Source organism: Bifidobacterium pseudocatenulatum DSM 20438 = JCM 1200 = LMG 10505 (assembly GCF_001025215.1).
Lineage (GTDB): Bacteria > Actinomycetota > Actinomycetes > Actinomycetales > Bifidobacteriaceae > Bifidobacterium > Bifidobacterium pseudocatenulatum.
The window spans coordinates 755,264-775,091 of sequence record NZ_AP012330.1; the positions used below are offsets into that span (position 1 = coordinate 755,264).

Sequence of the window (19,828 nt, forward strand, 5' to 3'; positions counted from 1 at the left end):
GGGCGGTTGCCTAAGCCGGCGAACAAGGCTTGTGGTCGGAGGACGGGCGAAAAGCACGATGTCGGCGTGTCATCGTTGAAAAATCAACAAAAACACGCCGACATGCCTGTGGATAACTTCCTGAAATAAGCCCCCTTACCAGGGTTTTGCGGGCGAAGATGTTTGGTTGGAATCCTGCTTGGCCGCCGAACCGGAATCATCGGAATCGGACTGGGCGGACTGTGCGTTCTGGGCCAGAAGCTCCTCCACCTTCTGACGCTGCTCGTCAGTCAAGGTTCCTCCGTTGCCTTGGCCTCCATCGGTGACGGATTGCCCACCTTCGATGGCTGTGTCGGCCTCGGTGCCGTCGGCATGCTGCATCTCTTCGATTTTCTTGCGTATGGATTCGGTCAGTTTTGCCGAAACTTCGGCATTATGCTCGATGGATGTGCGTACGTTTGGCAGCAACAACATGCCGGCCGCGCCAGCTTCACGGAATTGCGCGTCGGTCTGCTGCTGTTGGGTCTGCAATTTGTCGAAATCGGCGTCTTGCTGTTGGCTGGCTTTGATATTCGCATTCAGACTGTCCGTGGCCTGGTTGTAGTTGCTGACGGATGCGAGATTCACTATGCCAAGCACGCCCACAATAACCGATATGGCTGCGATGACGGCGATGGCGATGCGAACGGGCAGCGATGCACGCGCTGTAACGGTTGTGCTCACAGCAGCCTCCTTGATTGCGTGATCCATGCCCCGGCCTCGAACGTCAGCAGCAGCGCTACGGCAATGGCGAACGGCCAGACCATGGCGACGGTTCTTGTGCGTTGCTTGGATGTCTGCGTGACACGCCATTTGCTGGATGCCTCTTTGGAATCCCCGCCACTCATGGTCGTCGTGGCATTGAGCTGGATGGCGGTTCCACTGAGCTCGTCGGCGATGGCGTTCATTTCGTCGGCATTCATACGGGACACGCCAGGCTCGCCGGTTTCCGGATCGGTGACCCATTGCGTGTCGCCTTCCTCTACGCCATCGCCGGTCACGGGGATATTGCCTCCCTGCTCGCTGCCCACGGCGACGGTGAACGCATCGGAAAGGTAGCGTCGCAACGATGAGAACGTTCGGCGTGTTTTCGACGAGGTCTGCTCGCCATCCGAAATCAGGTACAGCACGATCGCATCATCGGGATGCTGATCGTGAATCGACTTGCATGTGAGCAACAACTGGTCAATCGGCACATCCAAGGTCGAACCGGCCGAAATGGAAGTCGATTCCGGTGCAAGCGTGTCCGCCCAATTATCGATCGCCTTCGAATCAGGCGTCAACGGAACATCCAACGTTCCCGAAGCGCCGAATCGCAATGCCGCGAAACTGGAATTCGGATACATGGCGGCAATATCCTTCACCGCCTGCTTGGCAACATCCAAGCGGCTGAGCTGTTCGTCGGAACCATACTGCGCGTCCGCGACCGCCATGGAACCGGTCACATCTACCGCCACCACCACATCGGTGGTGTTAATCGCACGGCTGTTCGTGGACGAGACGATGCTTGGCGTCAATGCCATGATGGCCACCAGCGCACAAATCATCGATCGTCTTGCGCAAGCCCAGACGGTTTCATCGCTTTGGCTGCGTCTACGGATATGAAGCACAATCTGCGCGACTGCGCAAACCAGCATGATCACGCAGATCGCCGTGCCTAAAGGCCATCCCAAAGCAGGGGAGAGCGTCAGATTGGTCATCGCCTCAACCTCCAAGCCAAGAGCAGCCAAATCACTATCGCCACTGCCAATGCCAGCGTCCACCATCCCGGTGCGTCCGATATTGCGGCCTTGCTGCTTGCCGCGCTGTCATGGTTGCGCCGCGATTCGATTTGCTTGACCAGCTCAGCCACGGAAGCGCCGTTCGATTGCGTGAGAAACACGCCGCCATGCGATTCGATTTCGGATTCGAACTGTTTGGTCGTCTGTTCCGATTCGCTTTGCTGCGGTCCGGAGAACAGTCCGTCCACGGTGATTTCCGCCTGTTTGGTCAGGTCAAGAGCCTCCTGAAGCGTGTATGTCGGATCTCCGGAAACGACATTGTCGGTGGCGAGCACAATGGAAGCGGCACGTTGACGGGATGCGGTCTCGGCGTTGGAACTGCCGTAGGCGAAACCTGGCAGCATGGCTGCGCAACTCACCACGCCGTCGCCGATCAGGGAAGTGGCCTCTTTACGATTCTGCGTACCTTCCAGCCAGTCGGAAATCGCTTGGTAATCGCTGTCTTTCATCTTGTCGATATCATCCTGCGATTCGACGCCTTTCAGTATCGTGCTGGTCTTGTCGAGCTGTTCGGACACCAATTCGTAATCGTCGGTCAACGGAAACACGGTACGTGACGTGGAATTGAAAATGCTCAATCCGATGCGCTCGCCCTTGAAATTGTCCACCAATGTGCGGTAGGTATCGATCACTTCGCGGTCGTATGGCAACGCCGAACCAGATACGTCCAAGCACAGCACGATGTCGCGGCTGCTCGCACGCTCCTCTCCCTCATCCACGGTGCTGGGGCGTGCCACCAGCGCTATCGCCAGCACCAGTGCCATCACCAACAGAACGACGGCGGCACGTGACATGGTGCGCCACTGCCGAAATAATCTCGATGCGGTTTCGGTGTTGAGATCGTCATCCAAACTGAACGTCCGCACGGATCCTGAGTCGTTATGCCTGCGTTTTGCGGACGCCAATACCATGATGGCGATGACGGCCAATGACGCAATCAGGCCTGCAAGGCCTACCCACGGCCAGTGCCATGACAATTCCATTCATCGCCACCTTTCCACAAGATTGGCAACCCACTCTCCAGCCTGTTCAACCGTGGCCTCTCTGGCCGTGTGATTGCGTTCGGCATCCGCGAATTCCGGCGGATACAATGCCTCGATGGTCTGCCTGAGCAGGGTGAGCCCATGCTGGTTGCCGGTCGTGCGAGGTGTCGCTTCAATATCGGTGAGCGTCTGATTGCGCACATCGCTGCCGGTGGCCGTGGAGACGAAATCTCTGGCGATCGATGCGAGCAGGGCGAACGCTTCCTCTCTTCCGAGATCGCCGTTGGCATGACGGTCCACCACATCGTTGATGCGTTCATGCCATATCGACGTGCCCGTCGATGCGTCGTGACGTCCGCGATTGGTCTTCTTCGTTGGCTTGAGAGTTGGTTTCGACAGCCATACCACCAAGACGACAAGTGCCACGGCAAGGATGAGGCATACCGCGACAACGATGCCCAGCCCCGTTTCGATATGAATCGGGTCCAGTGTGTCGAAATCGTTGCGAGACAAGGCGATGTGATTCATGCTTTGCCTCCCAAGGTGAGTGAGGACGGTGCTTTGAGCTGATTGCGTGTGGAGCGAGATAGGGATGCGGATACCATCCGTACGAATTCCCGGAACATACGTTCGCTTGAATCGGCACGGATCACTGTGGAACCGCAACGATTCAGCTCATGTCTGATGGACGCGGACAGATATTCGCGATGCGTGCGAACCTCCTGCGCCGTTTTGCCGGTGCGCAGGAATGCCGGAATGCGGCGGTCGCTGCCCGCGTCGAATACGTCGCGCGCATGGCTATTGTCGAACGGATTAATGGTTGCGACATCGATGAGCACCATCGGATGGGTCCTTGCGATCCTGCGAATGGACTCCACGTGACGTTCCTTAAGTGCGTGCTCATCGGTGGCGATCACCACCAACGCATCTCTGTCGCGAATGCGACGGGCGTACTCCAGCAAAGCGTCGATATTGCGAGGTTTGTTCCAATCACGCTGCAGCGCATTGTCCAACGTCTGTTCGAATTGCGTAAGTCCGCCATTGAATGGCACACGGGTGATCGAGCCTGAATCGCCGAATACTATGGACACTTCGTCACCACGACGCAGGCTGAGCGCCGCGAACATGCATAGGGCGTTGGCTGCGACCTGATGAACCTGTTCGCCGGAAACGCAGGTACCGGTCATTTCCTGTCCGACATCGAGCAAAAGCCAGGCGCGTGAAGTGGATGGGCGTTCGCGCTGCACCACCATGGGGCGGCCCACACGGGCGCTGGTCTTCCAATCAATCCGTTTTGCCTCGTCTCCAGGCTCATAGATGCGGATATCCATGACATCGTCGGCGCCGAAACGCTTGTCTGATGCGTGCGCACCCTCAAGAACACCGAGCGCCTTGCGAACAGTCGGCAGGCTCAACGTGGTTCCGAGGGCTTCGATCTTACTGCGGATCGGATCTTCGGAACGAATTGCGTCGATCATGGAACGGGAACCGCCTGAACGATCGAGTCCACGACCTGATCGCTGGTGACGCCGTCGGCAAGGGCCTCGAACGTGAGCAGGATGCGGTGGCGAAGCACTTCATGTGTGAAGGCTTTGACGTCTTCCGGAATCACATAGTCGCGGCCTTGCATCAACGCGTTGGCCTGTCCGATGCGAGTCAGCGCGATGGACGCGCGTGGCGAGGCTCCGAGACGCACTAGTGTGGACAATCCCTGCACCGGCTTGGTGCCGGCTCCTCGGGATGTGGCAGTGATATCGACCGCGTATTTCATGATTGCGTCGGACACATGCACGCGACGGGCCGCGGCGCGCAGGAATTCGACATCGCTGATGGACACGACGTCACCGGTGAGCGTTCGTGAATCAAAAGTGTCGGAGCCGCGGTGGGTGAGCATGGTGAGCATGCGCTGTTCCTCCTGCGCGGTCGGATACGTCATGACGGCTTTCATCATGAAACGGTCCATTTGCGCCTCAGGAAGGTTGAACGTGCCTTCCTCCTCGATTGGATTCTGTGTAGCGATGACCATGAACGGTTTCGGCAGTGCGATGCACTGGCCGCCGATGGTGGTGGCTCCTTCGGCCATGGCTTCAAGCATGGCCGATTGGGTTTTTGCGTTTGAACGGTTGATTTCGTCGAGCAGCACGAAGTTGGCGTGGATCGGGCCGATCTGCGTGGAGAACTTCTGCGTCGCGAAATCGAAGACCTGGGTGCCCACCAGATCGGATGGCATCAGATCAGGCGTGCATTGCACTCGCTTGAACGATCCGGACACGGAAGTCGCCAGCGTCTGCGCGGCCGTGGTCTTGGCCAGACCCGGTACGGATTCGATGAGAATATGTCCGCCTGCCACCAGCGTGGTGATCAGCGATTCACGCAGGTTGTCCTGTCCAACTAGGGTCTGCGCGAAGCGTGCGCGGATGCACGTGCCGAGCTGTTTCGCCCGGTTGATGTCCTCTGGGGGCAACGTGCTCGGTTTGGTGACGGCCGGCATTGGAACGGGGGTTGGTGTCGGTACCGGATTCTTCGGAGGGAATAAAGCCATAGTTGCTACTGTAACGGGTCAAGCTGACGGGAGGGACCAGTCCACAGGCTTCTCGCCTGCGGCGATGAGCGCTTGGTTGGCGCGGGAGAACGGTTTTGAACCGAAGAATCCGTATCGCGCGGACATAGGACTCGGATGAGGTGAGGCGATAATATATGCGTTGGTGAGCAGCGGTCCCAGCGTCTGCGCCTTGCGCCCCCACAGGATGGCGACCAAGGGTTTGATGCTGCCATCGGGATTGCGGCGGTTGTTAAGCGCTTTGATCGCCGCGTCGGTAACGATCTCCCACCCCTTGTCCTGATGGCTGCCGGGCTTGCCCGCTTCGACGGTCAGGCATCTGTTGAGCAGCATGACGCCTTGATTCGTCCAAGGCGTCAGATCGCCGTTCGTGGGCATGGGTACGCCGAGGTCATCCGTCAGCTCCTTGTATATATTGGTCAGACTACGAGGAATGGGCTGGACATCGGGCGCCACGCAGAAGCTCAGTCCCACCGGATGACCGGGGGTTGGGTAGGGGTCTTGGCCCACGATAAGCACCTTGATGCTGTCGAATGGGATGGTGAAGGCGCGCAGAATGTTCGCGCTGGCGGGAAGATACCGGCGTCCGGCTGCGATTTCGCCTCGAAGGAAATCGCCCATGCGGTGCACCTGTGGCTCGACCTCGGCGAGGGCATTCGCCCATCCGGGCTCCACGAGATCTTTCAACGGCTTGATGTTCGATTGTGTCATGCACCTTACTGTACGACGTGTTGCGGTCCTGATGACAGGGGTGGTTTGGTTTTCACGGGATGGTTTCACGAACGTTCGGAATAGGGGTGGGAATGCGGCTCGATTGTGTTCTGACTGAGGTGGTCGGTACACTTGGCAGATAAGTGTGTGAGAAACGAGGTTTGCAATATGGCTAAGCAGGACAAGGAGACCTACGATTCCTACGAGAAGGATGTGTACGACAATCCTCCGGCGGGACCTATGGGTGTTCACCGTGGCGCGCGTTCCGCGGCGTCCCGGGCCATGCCGTACGTCATTGTCATCATTGTGGCGCTGCTTGCTGGTTTGCTGTTCTGGAGCATTTATTCAGGTGAGATCAACAATCTGAAGATGCCGTGGTCGTCGCAGGAGAGTTCGACTACTTCAAGCGCCGAAAAGAGCAAGAGCGGCGAGAGCAAGTCCAAGTCCCAATCCGACTCCGCTTCCGGCAATAAGACGGACGCATCCAATGCCGATTCGCCGACCGACTCGCAGCAAAATGATCAGAACGCCGACCAGAATGCCGGCCAGAATGCCGAGCAGACGGATAACGCCACTGCGCAGCAGGCTGTGAACACGGGTACTGAGGTTCGCGTCGTGAACGCGACGAATATCACCGGTTATGCGCAAAGCAAGGCCGACGTGCTGACCCAAGCCGGGTATACCAGTGTTTCTGCCAGCAATCCGACGGGAAACGTTCCTTCGCAGACCGTGGTCTGGTATCAGAACGAGACCGATAAGGCGACCGCCGAAAACGTCGCACAGACGCTGGGAATTTCGAATGTGCAGCAAAGCGATGGACTCGTCACGCCAATCGTTGTGGTGTTGCTTGACTGAAAAACGCCGTGAGCGAAACAAAAAAGCCTTGTTCTTTTCCCCAAGAACAAGGCTTTTTTGTTTTCCTTGGAATTCCAACGTTGATGGCTTATTTAGACGAACAATTCTTCTTGCTTACAGCGCAACTGGCGACATGGAGTTTGGCACTCTCGGCCTGAGAGTGCTAATCTGCCAATTAGCACTCGAGGAGCGAGAGTGATAACTGGCAGCTGACGGCTGGTGCGTTCTTCGCTTCGAAGGTGGGAATAATACCGTGTAGCCATATGTGGAGGAACAATGGCAAAGATCATTGCATACGACGACGAAGCTCGTCAAGGAATGCTCGCGGGCCTCGACAAGCTCGCTGATACCGTCAAGGTCACCCTCGGTCCGAAGGGCCGCAACGTGGTCCTCGACAAGACCTACGGCGCTCCGACCATCACCAACGATGGTGTCTCCATCGCCAAGGAAATCGACCTGGACGACCCGTACGAGCGCATCGGCGCCGAACTGGTCAAGGAAGTCGCCAAGAAGACCGATGACGTCGCTGGCGACGGCACCACCACCGCAACCGTGCTCGCCCAGTCCCTGGTGCACGAAGGCCTGAAGAACGTCACCGCCGGCTCCAACCCGATCGCTTTGCGTCGTGGTATCGAGAAGGCTTCCGAAGCCATCGTCAAGGAGCTTATCGCAGCTGCCAAGGACGTTGAGACCAAGGATCAGATCGCTGCTACCGCAACGATTTCCGCCGCCGATCCGGAAGTCGGCGAGAAGATCGCCGAAGCTCTTGACAAGGTTGGCCAGGACGGCGTCGTGACCGTTGAGGACAACAACCGCTTCGGCCTGGATCTGGACTTCACCGAAGGCATGCGTTTCGACAAGGGCTATATCGCTCCGTACTTCGTGACCAACGCCGAAGATCAGACCGCAGTGCTCGAAGAGCCGTACATCCTGCTGACCTCCGGCAAGGTGAGCTCTCAGCAGGACGTCGTGCACATCGCCGAGCTGGTCATGAAGACCGGCAAGCCGCTGCTGATCATCGCTGAAGACGTTGATGGCGAGGCTCTGCCGACCTTGATTCTGAACAACATCCGCGGCACCTTCAAGTCCTGCGCCGTCAAGGCTCCGGGCTTCGGCGATCGCCGTAAGGCCATGCTGCAGGATATGGCCATCCTGACCGGCGCCCAGGTTGTGTCCGACGAACTCGGCCTCAAGCTCGACTCCGTCGACATGTCCGTGCTCGGCACCGCCAAGAAGGTCATCGTCTCCAAGGACGAGACCACCATCGTGGCCGGCGGCGGCTCCAAGGAAGACGTGGCTGCCCGCGTGGCTCAGATCCGTGCCGAAATCGCCAACACCGATTCAGACTACGATCGTGAGAAGCTGCAGGAGCGTCTGGCCAAGCTGGCTGGCGGCGTTGCCGTCATCAAGGTTGGCGCTGCCACCGAAGTCGAGGCCAAGGAACGCAAGCACCGCATCGAAGATGCCGTGCGCAACGCCAAGGCCGCCATCGAAGAAGGCCTGCTGCCGGGCGGCGGTGTCGCTCTGGTCCAGGCTGCAGCCAAGGCCGAGAGCGATGTCAAGCTCGAAGGCGACGAGGCAACCGGTGCCGCGATCGTGTTCCGCGCCATCGAAGCCCCGATCAAGCAGATCGCCGAAAATGCTGGACTGTCCGGCGACGTGGTGATCGACAAGGTTCGTTCCCTGCCTGACGGCCAGGGCCTGAACGCAGCCACCAACGAGTATGAGGACCTGCTGGCCGCCGGCGTCACCGACCCGGTCAAGGTCACCCGTTCCGCTCTGCAGAACGCAGCTTCCATCGCTGGTCTGTTCCTGACCACCGAGGCTGTTGTGGCCAACAAGCCGGAACCGCCGGCAGCCGCTCCGGCCGCTGGCGCTGACATGGGCTACTGATCCAACGGTTTGGCAAAGCCTGACGGCATAAGCAAAAAGCTATAAGTGGAGTCCGTTTCCCATAGTGGACGCGGGCTCCACTTTTTGTTTGCGCCAGCTATTGCTTTGATTGTGTCGGAAGTACCGCCGCTACTGCGCAAACAGACGCGATGCCTGCATTTCGGTTTCCGCATACAGTGCGGATGCCTGCGTCAGCGCATGCTGAATCGATTCGAGCGACTGCTCCATCTGCTGTTGGGCGGCACGCCATTGTTCCGCCACCGCATTGAACTGTGTGGCCGCTCCGCCCCTCCAGACGCTCTGCAGATTGTTGAGATTGGCGTACATGCCCTGCACCGACTGACGTATCGCTTGGATGGAGGCGTTTACCGCCGCGCTCGAGGATTGAATCTGCTCGCTGTCCACCTGAAACTGTGCCATGATGATCCTTTCGTTGCCAGGTACTTTTGTGTGCTCGGTTGGTACCGTTCTCTCGCACTTGACGTATCTGAACGGTAATGTGGACTGTATGGCAACAGTGAACGCGATGAATGAAAAAACCAGGGTTGTGGTCGGAGGATGTGCGAAAATGTGCCCAATCGGTGTGTCGCGACAACGGCAAAACTTCAGAAATCGTTGGAATGTAGCGGCTTGCATGCTTCTTTCTATGCTGTTGTGTTGTGCGATGATGTTGTGGATAACTCCCGTCGGCAGCGCGGAAGACAATACGGGCACCGGAATCACGGCCACGGAAAATATCACCGACACTGAGAATCTGCTCGGATCAAACGTCGCCGAGATCACGGATGCCATCAGCGCGACAAAGCAGGAAACGGGCGTCACCGTGCATTTGCTGTACCTGGCAAGTTTCAACACCGAAGAAAAACCTGCAAAATGGGCGAGCGCGCTGTTGGAATCGCTTGATCCGAAACCGAATACGGTTTTGCTGGCGGTCGCTTCGAACGATGGCAATCTCGTGGTTGCCGTTTCGTCGAATTCCGACGAATGGTTGAAGAAGAAGTCGACGGTCGATGCGCTTTCCGATGCTGCGCAGAAACCTTTGATGGAAAGCACTCCGGATTGGTCGAAATCCGCAACCGATATGATGGATCAGATTGCGGTGCAGAAGAAGACCTCGACGTCGTCGCAGACCGTGCTGTTGGGTGTTGGCGGCATGATAGCCGTGCTGGTGCTGCTGATTGTGATTATGGTGGTGTTCCATATTCTGCGCAAGCGTGGCATCATCAAGCGCAAGGTGCGCAAGCATGCGGGAAGGCATGCCGCGATTACTGTGCGTTCCGAGCCGGTGAAGGCGTGGAGTGTCGATGGTGAGCTGTCCGTTGAAGCGCATGATGGAGGGCAGACGTCAAAGGAAGACTCAGAATCCGTTCAGGAAACATCCAGTGAACAGAGTGATGCTTAAAGCATGAGCAAGCCTATTGAAGCATCCATTGTCGTTGTTGACGACGAACCGTCCATCCGTGAGCTGTTGGTGGCATCCTTGCATTTTGCGGGTTTTGAAGTGAATACCGCGGCTTCGGGATCTGAAGCCATCGAAGTCATCGAGAAAATACAGCCTGATTTGATTGTGCTTGATGTGATGCTTCCGGATATCGACGGTTTCACGGTGACCCGTCGTATCCGTCAGGAAGGCATCACTACGCCGGTGCTGTATTTGACGGCTCGCGATGATACTCAAGACAAGGTCATGGGTTTGACCGTGGGGGGTGACGACTATGTGACCAAGCCGTTCAGTCTTGAGGAGGTCGTTGCGCGAATCCGTGCCATTCTGCGCCGTACCCAGGAGCAGGTTGAGGATGATCCGATTATCCGTGTCGCGGATCTGGAGATCAATGAGGATTCGCATGATGTGTCCCGTGCCGGACAGCCGATCGATTTGAGCCCCACCGAATACAAGTTGCTGCGTTATTTGATGGATAACGAGGGGCGTGTGCTCTCGAAGGCGCAGATTTTGGATCATGTGTGGCAGTACGATTGGGGCGGGGACGCCGCGATTGTTGAATCGTACATTTCATATCTGCGCAAGAAGGTCGACGGACTTACGGTGGAGGATGAGAACGGCGAGAAGCACAAGGTGGCTCCGCTTATCGAAACGAAGCGTGGCATCGGCTACATGATTCGTGCGCCGAAGAACTAAACGGTCCCGCGATGAGTCAGGATACCCGTCAGCCGTCGGCTGACCCGCAGAACACGCAGAAGAACGGCGGCCAGCCGCGTCCGCAACGTGTGCCTTGGCATCGGCGGATCGGCAGGAAGGTGCAGGCCATTCCGTTAAGCACCAAGCTGGTCACTTGCATCATTGTGTTGTTGACCATTGGCACTATCGGCATTTCCTTTTCCATTCGCACGCTTGTGGGCAATTATCTGCTACAGAAAACCGACACGCAGTTGGTGAATCAGGCGCAGATGATTTTCAATAGCATGGATTCGCTGGACAGCACCACGAGCGAGGATGGCCGGAGCTTGGTGAACACGTATTATGTCGAGGTGCGGGACAGCGAATACAAGCGTACCGGCGCTGGGTCGGTGCCTATGCTCCGTGAGGGCGTGGTGTCCGAGCCGAGTCTGCCTTCCGACGGCAGTATCGACGGGGTCACGCTCGGAGAGCCGTTCACCACACAGGCGGTGGTGCACGTTACCACCAGCAGGGTGCCGGATCATGCCATCATGCAGGCCGCACAGTCGCCGTGGCGTGTTGTGGCGCTGCCTTGGAGCGAGAAAACCAAAACGGGGCAGGTCAAAGACAGCGGCGTCGTGTTCATCGGATTGTCGCTGAGTGACCAGATCGACACGTCCAACACGTTGACGCGGTTCTGTGCCATGGTCGGCATCGCGGTGGTGTTGATCGGCGCCATTCTTGGTACCATCGTCGTGCAAAGCACGCTTGCTCCGCTGAAACGTATCGAGAAGACCGCTGCGAAGATTGCGGCAGGGGATTTGAGCCAACGTGTTCCCGATTTGCCGGAAAATACGGAAGTCGGATCGCTGTCCATGTCGCTGAACACCATGCTGACGCGTATTGAGGAAAGCTTCCACGCGCAGGAGGAAACGACCGAGAAGATGAAACGGTTCGTTTCCGATGCCAGCCATGAGCTGCGTACTCCGCTTGCCGCGATTCACGGATATGCGGAGTTGTACAAAATGCAGCGTGACATGCCCGGAGCATTGGAACGTGCCGATGAGTCCATTGAACATATAGAAGCGTCCAGTGCGCGTATGACGGTGCTTGTCGAGGATTTGCTGTCATTGGCGCGGTTGGATGAAGGACGTGGCATCGATATCACCCAGCAGGTGAAGCTGACTTCCGTGGTCAATGATGCGGCTGATGATCTGCACGCGCTCGACCCGGATCGTGGCATCACCTGCGGCCAGGTGGTATTGCAGGCGGGATCGGATATGGAACATCCTTCGCGTCTCGCCTTCCAGCCGGGAACCATGCCGGACATCACGTTGACCGGCGATGCATCACGCTTGCGTCAGGTGGTCACGAACATTGTGGGCAACATCCATCGGTACACGCCGGCCGATTCCCCGGTTGAAGTGTCCATGGGCGTGCTTCCGGCGTCCATCAGCCCGGAATCATTGTCTCGCATGCCATCCAACGAGCAGTCGTTGCATCACTTTATCGAGGCCATCGAGGTGGGGCAATCCATGCAAGTCGGCATGAATTACGCAATTGTGCGATTCAGCGATCATGGTCCCGGCGTTCCCGCAGATGCACGCTCGAAGATCTTCGAACGGTTCTACACGGCGGATCCGTCCAGAGCACGACAGAAGGGCGGTACGGGTCTCGGCATGGCGATCGCCCAGTCCGTGGTCAAGGCACACCATGGTTTCATCTGCGCTTCCGGCAGTGACGGGACTGGATTGACACTGACGGTAGTGCTTCCGGTGGCTCCTGTGGAACCACGTCCGTTGGCGCAGACCAGTGACGAACGCAAGGTCGACAAGCGTGGGCGCAGGCCGAAAAAACAATGATGCAAACATGCAAAAAGGCATGATCTGACGATTGTTGGCGCAAGAGATGGTTACATATCCCACCTCTTGCGCTAAACTGTATCTTTGATTTGTAATCGGCGGACGATTGTTCTTTCGTTCGCCTGAAGGTATGTGGATTACGTAAGAGTGAGGTGACAATGCCTAGCGGACGCGTTCGTTGGTTCGATGCGAACAAAGGCTATGGTTTTATTCAGAACGAGCAGGGTGCCGATGTGTTCCTGCCTGCAGCCGCCCTGCCGGAGGGCGTGAAGACGTTGCGTAAGGGTGCAAAAGTCGAGTATTCCGTGGTGGAGGGCCGCCGTGGTCCGCAGGCAATGGGCCTCACCCTTGTGGCATCCGCGCCGTCTCTGGTCAAAGCAACTCGACCGAAGCCGGATGATATGGCCGCCATTGTGGAGGATCTTATCAAGTTGCTGGATTCCGCGGGGAACCAGTTGCGCCGCCACCATTATCCATCTCCGGCTGAAAGCAAGAAACTGGCCACGCTGATGCGTGCCGTGGCCGATAACTTCGACGTACAGGAATAATTCATGTCCGATACCACAATGGATCCCAAGGCGATCGCCCAGGCGGTGGCCATCGAAGTCGCCGATGAGGATGGCCAAGTCGGTGACTTCGTCGAAGCCATCGACTTGGGAGACAACGTTACTGATTTTCGTTTTGAAACCTGCATACGTGGGTATGAGGGATGGCAGTGGTCGGTGACGTTGTATCGCGATGCTGAGTTGGACCATTGGACGGTCAATGAGTCATCGCTGGTGCCTACCGACAAGGCGTTGCGCCCACCGGAATGGATTCCATGGAAGGATCGTCTTGAACCGACCGATTTGGCGGTGACCGATTCGATCGGCACCGATCCCGATGATCCACGTATGGAAGAGGGGTTCCGCAGAACTGAGCCCGTTGAGTCTGCCGAAAGCGTTTCCGACGATGTGCAGACCGTCGAAGCGGCGGACGGCGGCGACAATGCCGGAGCGGACGCTGACGTGGTTGACGGTTCGCAAGACGAGAATGCCGTAGCATCGGTGACCTCCGAAGAGGACATCGACGAGGCGGTTGAGGAATTCGATCTGTCCCGCAGGCACGTGCTCACGCCTTTGGGCCGTTCCCAGACCGCGAAACGCTGGTATGAGGGACCGCGCGGACCGAAATCGTTGTCCACCAAAACATCGGATGGCAATCCATGCTCGACGTGCGGATTCTTCATTCCTCTGAAAGGCGAACTGAATCTTCTGTTCGGCGTGTGCGCTAACAAGTGGAGTCCTGATGACGGTCGTGTTGTATCCATCGACCATGGCTGTGGCGAACATTCCGAAATCGAGCCGCCGGAACCGTCTCACTTGTGGGTGCAGTCGAAACCTGCATTTGACGACCTGCATATCGATATCATCGCGCAGGCGCCGCGTGATGAACGCGGTTCCGTCGAACTGATCGAGCAGCTGTCGGTGAATGAAGACGGCAATCCGAACGATGAGGAAGAAGCCTCCGAAGCCGATATCGAAGCCAATACCGTGGATGATGATGCGAATCAGGAGGAAGTGCTCGAACATACGGCCCAGCAGGATGAGCCGGAGGTGGAATCCACCGTTGATTTGAGCGATGACGAAGAGCCGGTTATCGTCGAATCCGAAGAGGATGAAGCGACGGATGCGGAACCCACCGAAGCCGAGGAAACGGACACTGCAGAGGAAAACGCTCCGGAAGCTGAGTAATCCTGTCTTATCGAGGATATGAAAGAAGTCCGTTCCCTATGTAAGGAAGCGGACTTCTTTCATATCCTCAAAGGTTTAGTGCACGACAGTGACGGTGCAGTCGGCGAAATTGACGATTTGCTTGGAGACGGAACCAAGGAAATGCGCGTCCAAGCCGGACAATCCACGGGAACCGACCACTAGATGGCGTGCGTAACGGGATGCCGCGATCAGCCCCTTCGCAGCGGAAATATGGAAGGCGTGCGATTCGATCTGGAAATCGTCGGGAATGCCGGCAGTGGGAATCTCAACCGAATCGAGCAGCTCGTCAAGAATGCGTTCCGCCCGTTCCTGACCGACGGCAATCGGCGCTATGGCGTTCTCATATCCCTCGATGACGCCAAGATCCTTGAGCTGCCAGCAGAACATCACCTGCAGGGGAGCGTGATGCAAAGCCGCCAGGTCGATAGCGAATCGCAAGGCGTGTCGCGAGGTTTCCGAACCATCGACGCCAACCACGATCGGCCGCTGGTTCTTAGGCAGAGGGGAGCCGGGCAAATCGTACGTCACCGTGTTCTCCGAAGGCGTAAGCGCGTTGGCGATGGCATCCTGCACGCTGGATTCCTCGTCGTCGAGAATGCGAACTATGGTAACGGGAACCTGTGCGGCTTCGGCAAGCGATTCCGAAAGCGAGCCGAGGAACCAGCGTGCCACTCTGCCGAGTGAACGGCGTCCGACTACGATCTGCTGCGCATCCTTGCCGATCTCCAGCAATGCGGACGTTCCTGTGGCCTTGACCGACGTGAGTTTGACATGATCCTCATTGATGGTCATGCCCTGCGAAGCTTTGGAAACCCAGTCGCGAAGCCGTTGCGCGATCTCATGGCGGACTTCGGCCCACTGCTCTTCATCTTCCGGTTCCGAGCCCATATCCCAGGAATGGGACCATGCGAACACCGCATTGACCTGCTGGCCGGTAAGCGATGCCTCGTTCAGCGCCCAGCGTAATGCGGCGAAGGATTCGTCGGAACCGTCGACGCCGACGACGATGTCGTGCAAGCGGATATCTGCGAGCATCCCGGATTCGGTTGCATTTAGGGTGGTGTCGCTCATCTTGGTGACCTCCTTGGTCGTTGCTATATGTCAAGCATATCCGTTGCGTTGCGTCGAGAGCGCAATTTACGCGCGGATGAAAACAAACGTCATCGCGAATCGGTAGAGTGTTGATGGACTAACAAGAGTGGAAGGACAAGCATGTTCGAACGGTTTACCGACCGTGCGCGGCGCGTGATCGTGCTGGCGCAGGAAGAGGCTCGTACCCTCCAGCACAACTACATCGGTACCGAGCATCTGCTGCTTGGCCTGATTCGTGAGGGTGACGGCGTCGCAGCCAAGGCGCTGGCCTCAAAGGGTGTGACCTTGGATGACACCCGCAAACAGGTCGAAGAGATGATCGGTAAGGGGAATGCCACGCCGAACGGCCACATTCCCTTCACCCCGCATGCCAGGCAGGTGTTGGAGCTGTCGCTGCGTGAGGCGTTGCAGCTGGGGCACAGCTATATCGGCACCGAGCATATCCTGCTCGGTCTGATTCATGAAGGCGAAGGCGTCGGCACCCAGGTGCTGATCAAGATGGACGTCAATCTTGGCGAGCTGCGCAGCGCCACCATCGACCTGATCCGTGGCAATTCCGGTGATGGCAAGGGTGATGGCAAGGGCGATTTGGCCAATGCCGGTGGCGTGCAGGATCGTCGCAACCAGACCGGTTCCGCGATTCTTGACCAGTTCGGCCGCAATCTGACCGCTGAAGCTGCCGCCGGCAAGCTTGATCCGGTGATTGGGCGTTCGAGTGAGATCGAGCGTGTGATGGTGGTGCTGAGCCGCCGTACCAAGAACAATCCGGTGCTAATCGGCGAGCCGGGTGTCGGCAAGACGGCCGTGGTCGAAGGCTTGGCGCAGAAGATCAATGCCGGCGACGTTCCGGAGACGCTGAAGGGCAAGCAAGTCTATTCGTTGGATCTGGGATCCATGGTGGCTGGCTCGCGGTATCGTGGCGATTTCGAGGAGCGTCTGAAGAAGGTGCTCAAGGAGATCAAGACCCGCGGCGACATCGTGCTGTTCATCGATGAGATCCACACCATTGTGGGCGCTGGTTCCGCAGATGGCGCTCTTGGCGCTTCCGACATGTTGAAGCCAATGCTCGCGCGAGGTGAGCTGCAGACCATTGGCGCCACCACCACCGACGAGTACCGTAAGTACATCGAGAAGGATGCCGCTTTGGAACGTCGTTTCCAGCCCATCCAGGTGCATGAGCCGAGCATTGCCGAAACCATCGAGATCCTTAAGGGCTTGCGTTCGCGTTACGAGAACCATCACCATGTGACGATCACCGATGGTGCGTTGCAGGCCGCGGCCGATCTGTCGAGCCGTTACATTCAGGACCGTCATCTGCCAGACAAGGCCATCGATCTGATCGATGAGGCCGGTGCGCGTCTGCGCATCCGTCGTCTGACCGCTCCGCCGGAGCTTAAGGAACTTGACACGAAGATCGCCAAGCTTGCCGAAGAGAAGGACCAGGCCATCAAGGGCCAGGACTTCGAAAAGGCCGCTGAGCTGCGTGATAAGCAGGAGAAGCTGGAAGCCGAACGCAAGCAGAAGGAATCTTCGTGGCGTGAGGGCGAATCCGATGTGAAGATGGTTGTGGATGAGGATGTCATCGCCGAAGTGATTTCCCAGACCACCGGCATTCCGGTGTTCAAGCTCACCCAGGCCGAGTCCAAGAAGCTCATGACCATGGAAAGTGAGTTGCACAAGCGCATCATCGGCCAGGACGAGGCCGTGTCCGCGTTGAGCCGCTCCATCCGTCGTGCTCGTGTTGGTTTGAAGGATCCGAAGCGTCCGTCCGGTTCGTTTATCTTCGCTGGCCCCACCGGCGTCGGTAAGACCGAGCTGGCCAAGACGCTCGCCGAATTCCTGTTTGACGACGAGGACGCACTGATTCGTGTCGACATGTCTGAATTCTCCGAGAAATATGCGGCTTCGCGCCTGTTTGGTGCTCCTCCGGGATACGTCGGTTACGAAGAGGGCGGCGAACTCACCGAGAAGGTTCGTCGCAAGCCGTTCTCCGTGGTGCTGTTCGATGAGATCGAAAAGGCCCATCCGGATATCTTCAACACGCTGCTGCAGGTGCTTGATGACGGTCATCTGACTGATGGCCAGGGCCGCAAGGTGGACTTCAAGAACACCATCATCATTCTGACCACCAATCTTGGTACGCGAGACATCGCCAAGGCCGCCAACACCGGCTTCAACTTGGGTGCCAACACCGAGTCGAGCTACCAGCGCATGAAGGATCAGGTTTCCGCGGAGCTGAAGCAGCAGTTCCGTCCGGAATTCCTGAACCGTCTGGACGACATCATCGTGTTCAAGCAGCTCACCGAGCCGCAGGTGCGTCAGATCGTCGATCTTGACGTCAAGCAGCTCAATGATCGCTTGTTCGATCGCCATATGTCGCTCGAGCTTACCGACGCTGCCAAGGATCTGCTCGCGCAGAAGGGCTTCGACCCGCTGTTGGGCGCGCGTCCGTTGCGTCGCGTGATTCAGCGCGATGTCGAAGACGCCATTTCGGAGAAGATCCTGATGGGCGAACTCGAAGATGGCCAGCGCGTGAAGGTCGATGCGGAAGGCGAAGGCATCCTGGGCGAGTTCACCTTTACCGGTGAAGCGTTCGAAGATCCAAACACGGAGCCTGCTGAAGGTGAAGTCGCAGCTGAAACCGAGGCACCTGCCGAATCGACGGAATCGACGGAACTTACGGAATCCGCAGAATCTGTTGAATAAGCAATCGGTGCGTAAGTAACGCGACACACGAAAGGCCTTGAAATCGTATGTAATGATTTCAAGGCCTTTCGTATGCCGAAAGTATTTCGAAACTTGACGAATTACAGTGTCAGCAGATCGAGATCGGCAGTGATTGACGTGTTACGGGTGAACAGTGTGCGACCCTCTCGTACCGAGCGAAGCACTTCGCAACGCTCGTATACGGCGTCGAACACGCTGGAAGCATCAAGCACAATGAAGTTTGCGGGCTTGCCTGCCTCAAGACCATACGAATCGCGCATGCCGAGCGTGGTTGCGCCGTTGACTGTCAGGAACTTCAACGCATCATCGATCTCTTCAAAACTCATCATCTGTGCCAAATGCAGCACATAATCGAGAATCAGCATCATATTGCCGTTACCGACCGGATACCAGGGATCTTGCATGGAATCCTGACCAAGCGACACATTCACCCCAGCTTCGGTGAGCTCCTTGACTCGCGTGATGCCACGACGCTTCGGGAACGTGTCTTGACGCCCCTGCAGATACAGATTTTCCGTAGGTGCGCAGGCGAAATTGATATGTGCGGCCTTCAACAGCTTGGTCAGATGGAAGAAATAGGCATTGTCGGCCGATCCCAAGGAGCAAGTGTGGCTTGCCGTGGTCTTCGAACCGATACCGGCGCGATAGGCGAGTGCGGACAGCAGTTCAAGATAACGTGAGTTTGGATCGTCGGTTTCGTCGCAATGCACGTCGATGAGCTTGTCGTACTTCGAAGCCAGTTCGACCACGGTGTGCATGGAACGTTCGCCGAACTCACGGCACTGCTCGAAATGCGGAATGCCACCGACGCAATCAGCACCCATTTTCAGGCCTTCCTCAACCAAATCCGCGCCGGATTCGCCATGAGGACCTTCATAGGAGTACATGCCCTCCTGCGGGAAGGAGACGATCTGCAGCGTGACAGTATCTTTCAGTTCCTCCTTAAGCTCCAGCAGAGCTTTGAGCGAGGTAAGATTCGGGTCGGTCACATCGGCGTGCGAACGAATGAACTGCACGCCATGACGCATTTCCTTGGCGATGCCGATTTTCGCGCGTTCCTTGATCTCGTCGACAGTGAGATCTGCCTTGGTTTCACTCCAACGCTGAATGCCTTCGAACAGGGTGCCTGACTCGTTCACCGCGCCGGGCTTGCGTGCGGTAAAGACGTAATCAAGATGCAGATGGGTGTCGCAGAATGGTGGACAGACCAGCTTTCCGCCCAAATCGACGACTTCCACGCTCGCCATATCTTTGCCTTGTGCTTCGAGTGTTGCTTTGAGATGGGGTGCAATGCTGATGAACTTGCCGTCTTCGACGAGAATATCTTGGATTGCCGCTGTTTCGGCTGCGGTGCTGCCCGGCATGCCGGTGGCGATGTGTGCGTTGATGAACAGTTGCGTGCTCATAATCACTCCTTCCAATACGAGTTTTCATGCGAGTTTTCGGGTTCCGGCAGACGTTTTGTCATATGTCCAT

At 57.3% G+C, this 19,828-nt stretch carries 19 protein-coding genes; 9 read left to right on the plus strand and 10 right to left on the minus strand.

Annotation, left to right across the window (positions count from 1 at the left end; genetic code table 11):
* Positions 1–135: 135 nt before the first annotated feature.
* Genes BBPC_RS03115 through BBPC_RS09775 form a run of 7 tightly spaced genes read right to left on the minus strand, consistent with a single transcriptional unit; the run spans position 136 to position 6,053 of the window.
* Entirely contained in the window at positions 136–702 is a 567-nt protein-coding gene (locus BBPC_RS03115) for a DUF6466 family protein (RefSeq protein ID WP_226559783.1), read from the minus strand.
* Entirely contained in the window at positions 699–1,718 is a 1,020-nt protein-coding gene (locus BBPC_RS03120; RefSeq protein ID WP_004219468.1) for a vWA domain-containing protein, read from the minus strand. The genes BBPC_RS03115 and BBPC_RS03120 overlap by 4 nt, the downstream gene beginning before the upstream one ends.
* Positions 1,715–2,782 (minus strand): VWA domain-containing protein, encoded by a 1,068-nt coding sequence (locus BBPC_RS03125; RefSeq protein WP_004219467.1) that lies wholly within the window; start codon positions 2,780–2,782, stop codon positions 1,715–1,717. Before BBPC_RS03125 ends, BBPC_RS03120 begins: the two co-directional genes overlap by 4 nt.
* Positions 2,783–3,310 (minus strand): hypothetical protein, encoded by a 528-nt coding sequence (locus tag BBPC_RS03130; protein ID WP_004219465.1) that lies wholly within the window; start codon positions 3,308–3,310, stop codon positions 2,783–2,785.
* Positions 3,307–4,260, minus strand: coding sequence for a DUF58 domain-containing protein (locus tag BBPC_RS03135; RefSeq protein WP_004219463.1), 954 nt, complete (start codon positions 4,258–4,260; stop codon positions 3,307–3,309). The genes BBPC_RS03130 and BBPC_RS03135 overlap by 4 nt, the downstream gene beginning before the upstream one ends.
* Positions 4,257–5,324: an AAA family ATPase gene (locus BBPC_RS09770; RefSeq protein WP_022244914.1), complete on the minus strand. Its 1,068-nt coding sequence runs from the start codon at positions 5,322–5,324 to the stop codon at positions 4,257–4,259. The genes BBPC_RS03135 and BBPC_RS09770 overlap by 4 nt, the downstream gene beginning before the upstream one ends.
* A gap of 18 nt (positions 5,325–5,342) precedes the next feature.
* Positions 5,343–6,053 (minus strand): uracil-DNA glycosylase, encoded by a 711-nt coding sequence (locus BBPC_RS09775; protein WP_004219460.1) that lies wholly within the window; start codon positions 6,051–6,053, stop codon positions 5,343–5,345.
* Between the two features lie 168 nt (positions 6,054–6,221).
* On the opposite strand from BBPC_RS09775, the gene BBPC_RS03150 reads away from it, so the two are divergent.
* From BBPC_RS03150 to groL, 3 genes are all read left to right on the plus strand, one after another.
* Positions 6,222–6,908: a LytR C-terminal domain-containing protein gene (locus BBPC_RS03150; protein ID WP_004219458.1), complete on the plus strand. Its 687-nt coding sequence runs from the start codon at positions 6,222–6,224 to the stop codon at positions 6,906–6,908.
* Between the two features lie 8 nt (positions 6,909–6,916).
* Positions 6,917–7,066, plus strand: a complete 150-nt coding sequence (locus BBPC_RS09780) for a hypothetical protein (protein ID WP_155403260.1) — start codon at positions 6,917–6,919, stop codon at positions 7,064–7,066.
* Positions 7,067–7,184: 118 nt separating this feature from the next.
* Positions 7,185–8,801 carry a chaperonin GroEL gene (gene groL / locus BBPC_RS03155; protein WP_004223639.1) on the plus strand — a complete coding sequence of 539 codons (1,617 nt, stop codon included), beginning with the start codon at positions 7,185–7,187 and terminating at the stop codon, positions 8,799–8,801.
* Positions 8,802–8,930: 129 nt separating this feature from the next.
* Here groL and BBPC_RS03160 read toward each other — a convergent pair whose 3' ends face one another.
* Entirely contained in the window at positions 8,931–9,221 is a 291-nt protein-coding gene (locus BBPC_RS03160) for a WXG100 family type VII secretion target (protein ID WP_022244912.1), read from the minus strand.
* Between the two features lie 88 nt (positions 9,222–9,309).
* Between BBPC_RS03160 and BBPC_RS03165 the strand changes: the two genes are divergently transcribed.
* The 5 genes from BBPC_RS03165 (at position 9,310) to BBPC_RS03185 (ending at position 14,512) form a co-directional block, all read left to right on the plus strand.
* On the plus strand, positions 9,310–10,203 hold the full coding sequence (locus tag BBPC_RS03165; protein WP_033524287.1) for a TPM domain-containing protein: 894 nt from the start codon (positions 9,310–9,312) through the stop codon (positions 10,201–10,203).
* A 3-nt stretch (positions 10,204–10,206) separates the two neighbouring features.
* A complete protein-coding gene (locus BBPC_RS03170; RefSeq protein WP_004223646.1) occupies positions 10,207–10,938 on the plus strand; it encodes a response regulator transcription factor in 732 nt (243 codons plus the stop codon).
* Positions 10,939–10,949: 11 nt separating this feature from the next.
* Entirely contained in the window at positions 10,950–12,779 is a 1,830-nt protein-coding gene (locus BBPC_RS03175) for a HAMP domain-containing sensor histidine kinase (RefSeq protein WP_004223648.1), read from the plus strand.
* A gap of 158 nt (positions 12,780–12,937) precedes the next feature.
* A complete protein-coding gene (locus BBPC_RS03180) occupies positions 12,938–13,327 on the plus strand; it encodes a cold-shock protein (protein WP_003836539.1) in 390 nt (129 codons plus the stop codon).
* A 3-nt stretch (positions 13,328–13,330) separates the two neighbouring features.
* A complete protein-coding gene (locus BBPC_RS03185) occupies positions 13,331–14,512 on the plus strand; it encodes a DUF3027 domain-containing protein (RefSeq protein ID WP_004223649.1) in 1,182 nt (393 codons plus the stop codon).
* 75 nt (positions 14,513–14,587) lie between these two features.
* Here the strand turns inward: BBPC_RS03185 and BBPC_RS03190 are convergent, their stop codons facing one another.
* On the minus strand, positions 14,588–15,604 hold the full coding sequence (locus BBPC_RS03190) for a universal stress protein (protein WP_004223651.1): 1,017 nt from the start codon (positions 15,602–15,604) through the stop codon (positions 14,588–14,590).
* 141 nt (positions 15,605–15,745) lie between these two features.
* Here BBPC_RS03190 and BBPC_RS03195 point away from each other — a divergent pair, with 141 nt between their 5' ends.
* Positions 15,746–18,331: an ATP-dependent Clp protease ATP-binding subunit gene (locus tag BBPC_RS03195; protein ID WP_004223653.1), complete on the plus strand. Its 2,586-nt coding sequence runs from the start codon at positions 15,746–15,748 to the stop codon at positions 18,329–18,331.
* A gap of 101 nt (positions 18,332–18,432) precedes the next feature.
* Here the strand turns inward: BBPC_RS03195 and BBPC_RS03200 are convergent, their stop codons facing one another.
* Entirely contained in the window at positions 18,433–19,758 is a 1,326-nt protein-coding gene (locus BBPC_RS03200) for an amidohydrolase family protein (protein ID WP_004223655.1), read from the minus strand.
* Between the last annotated feature and the right edge of the window lie 70 nt (positions 19,759–19,828).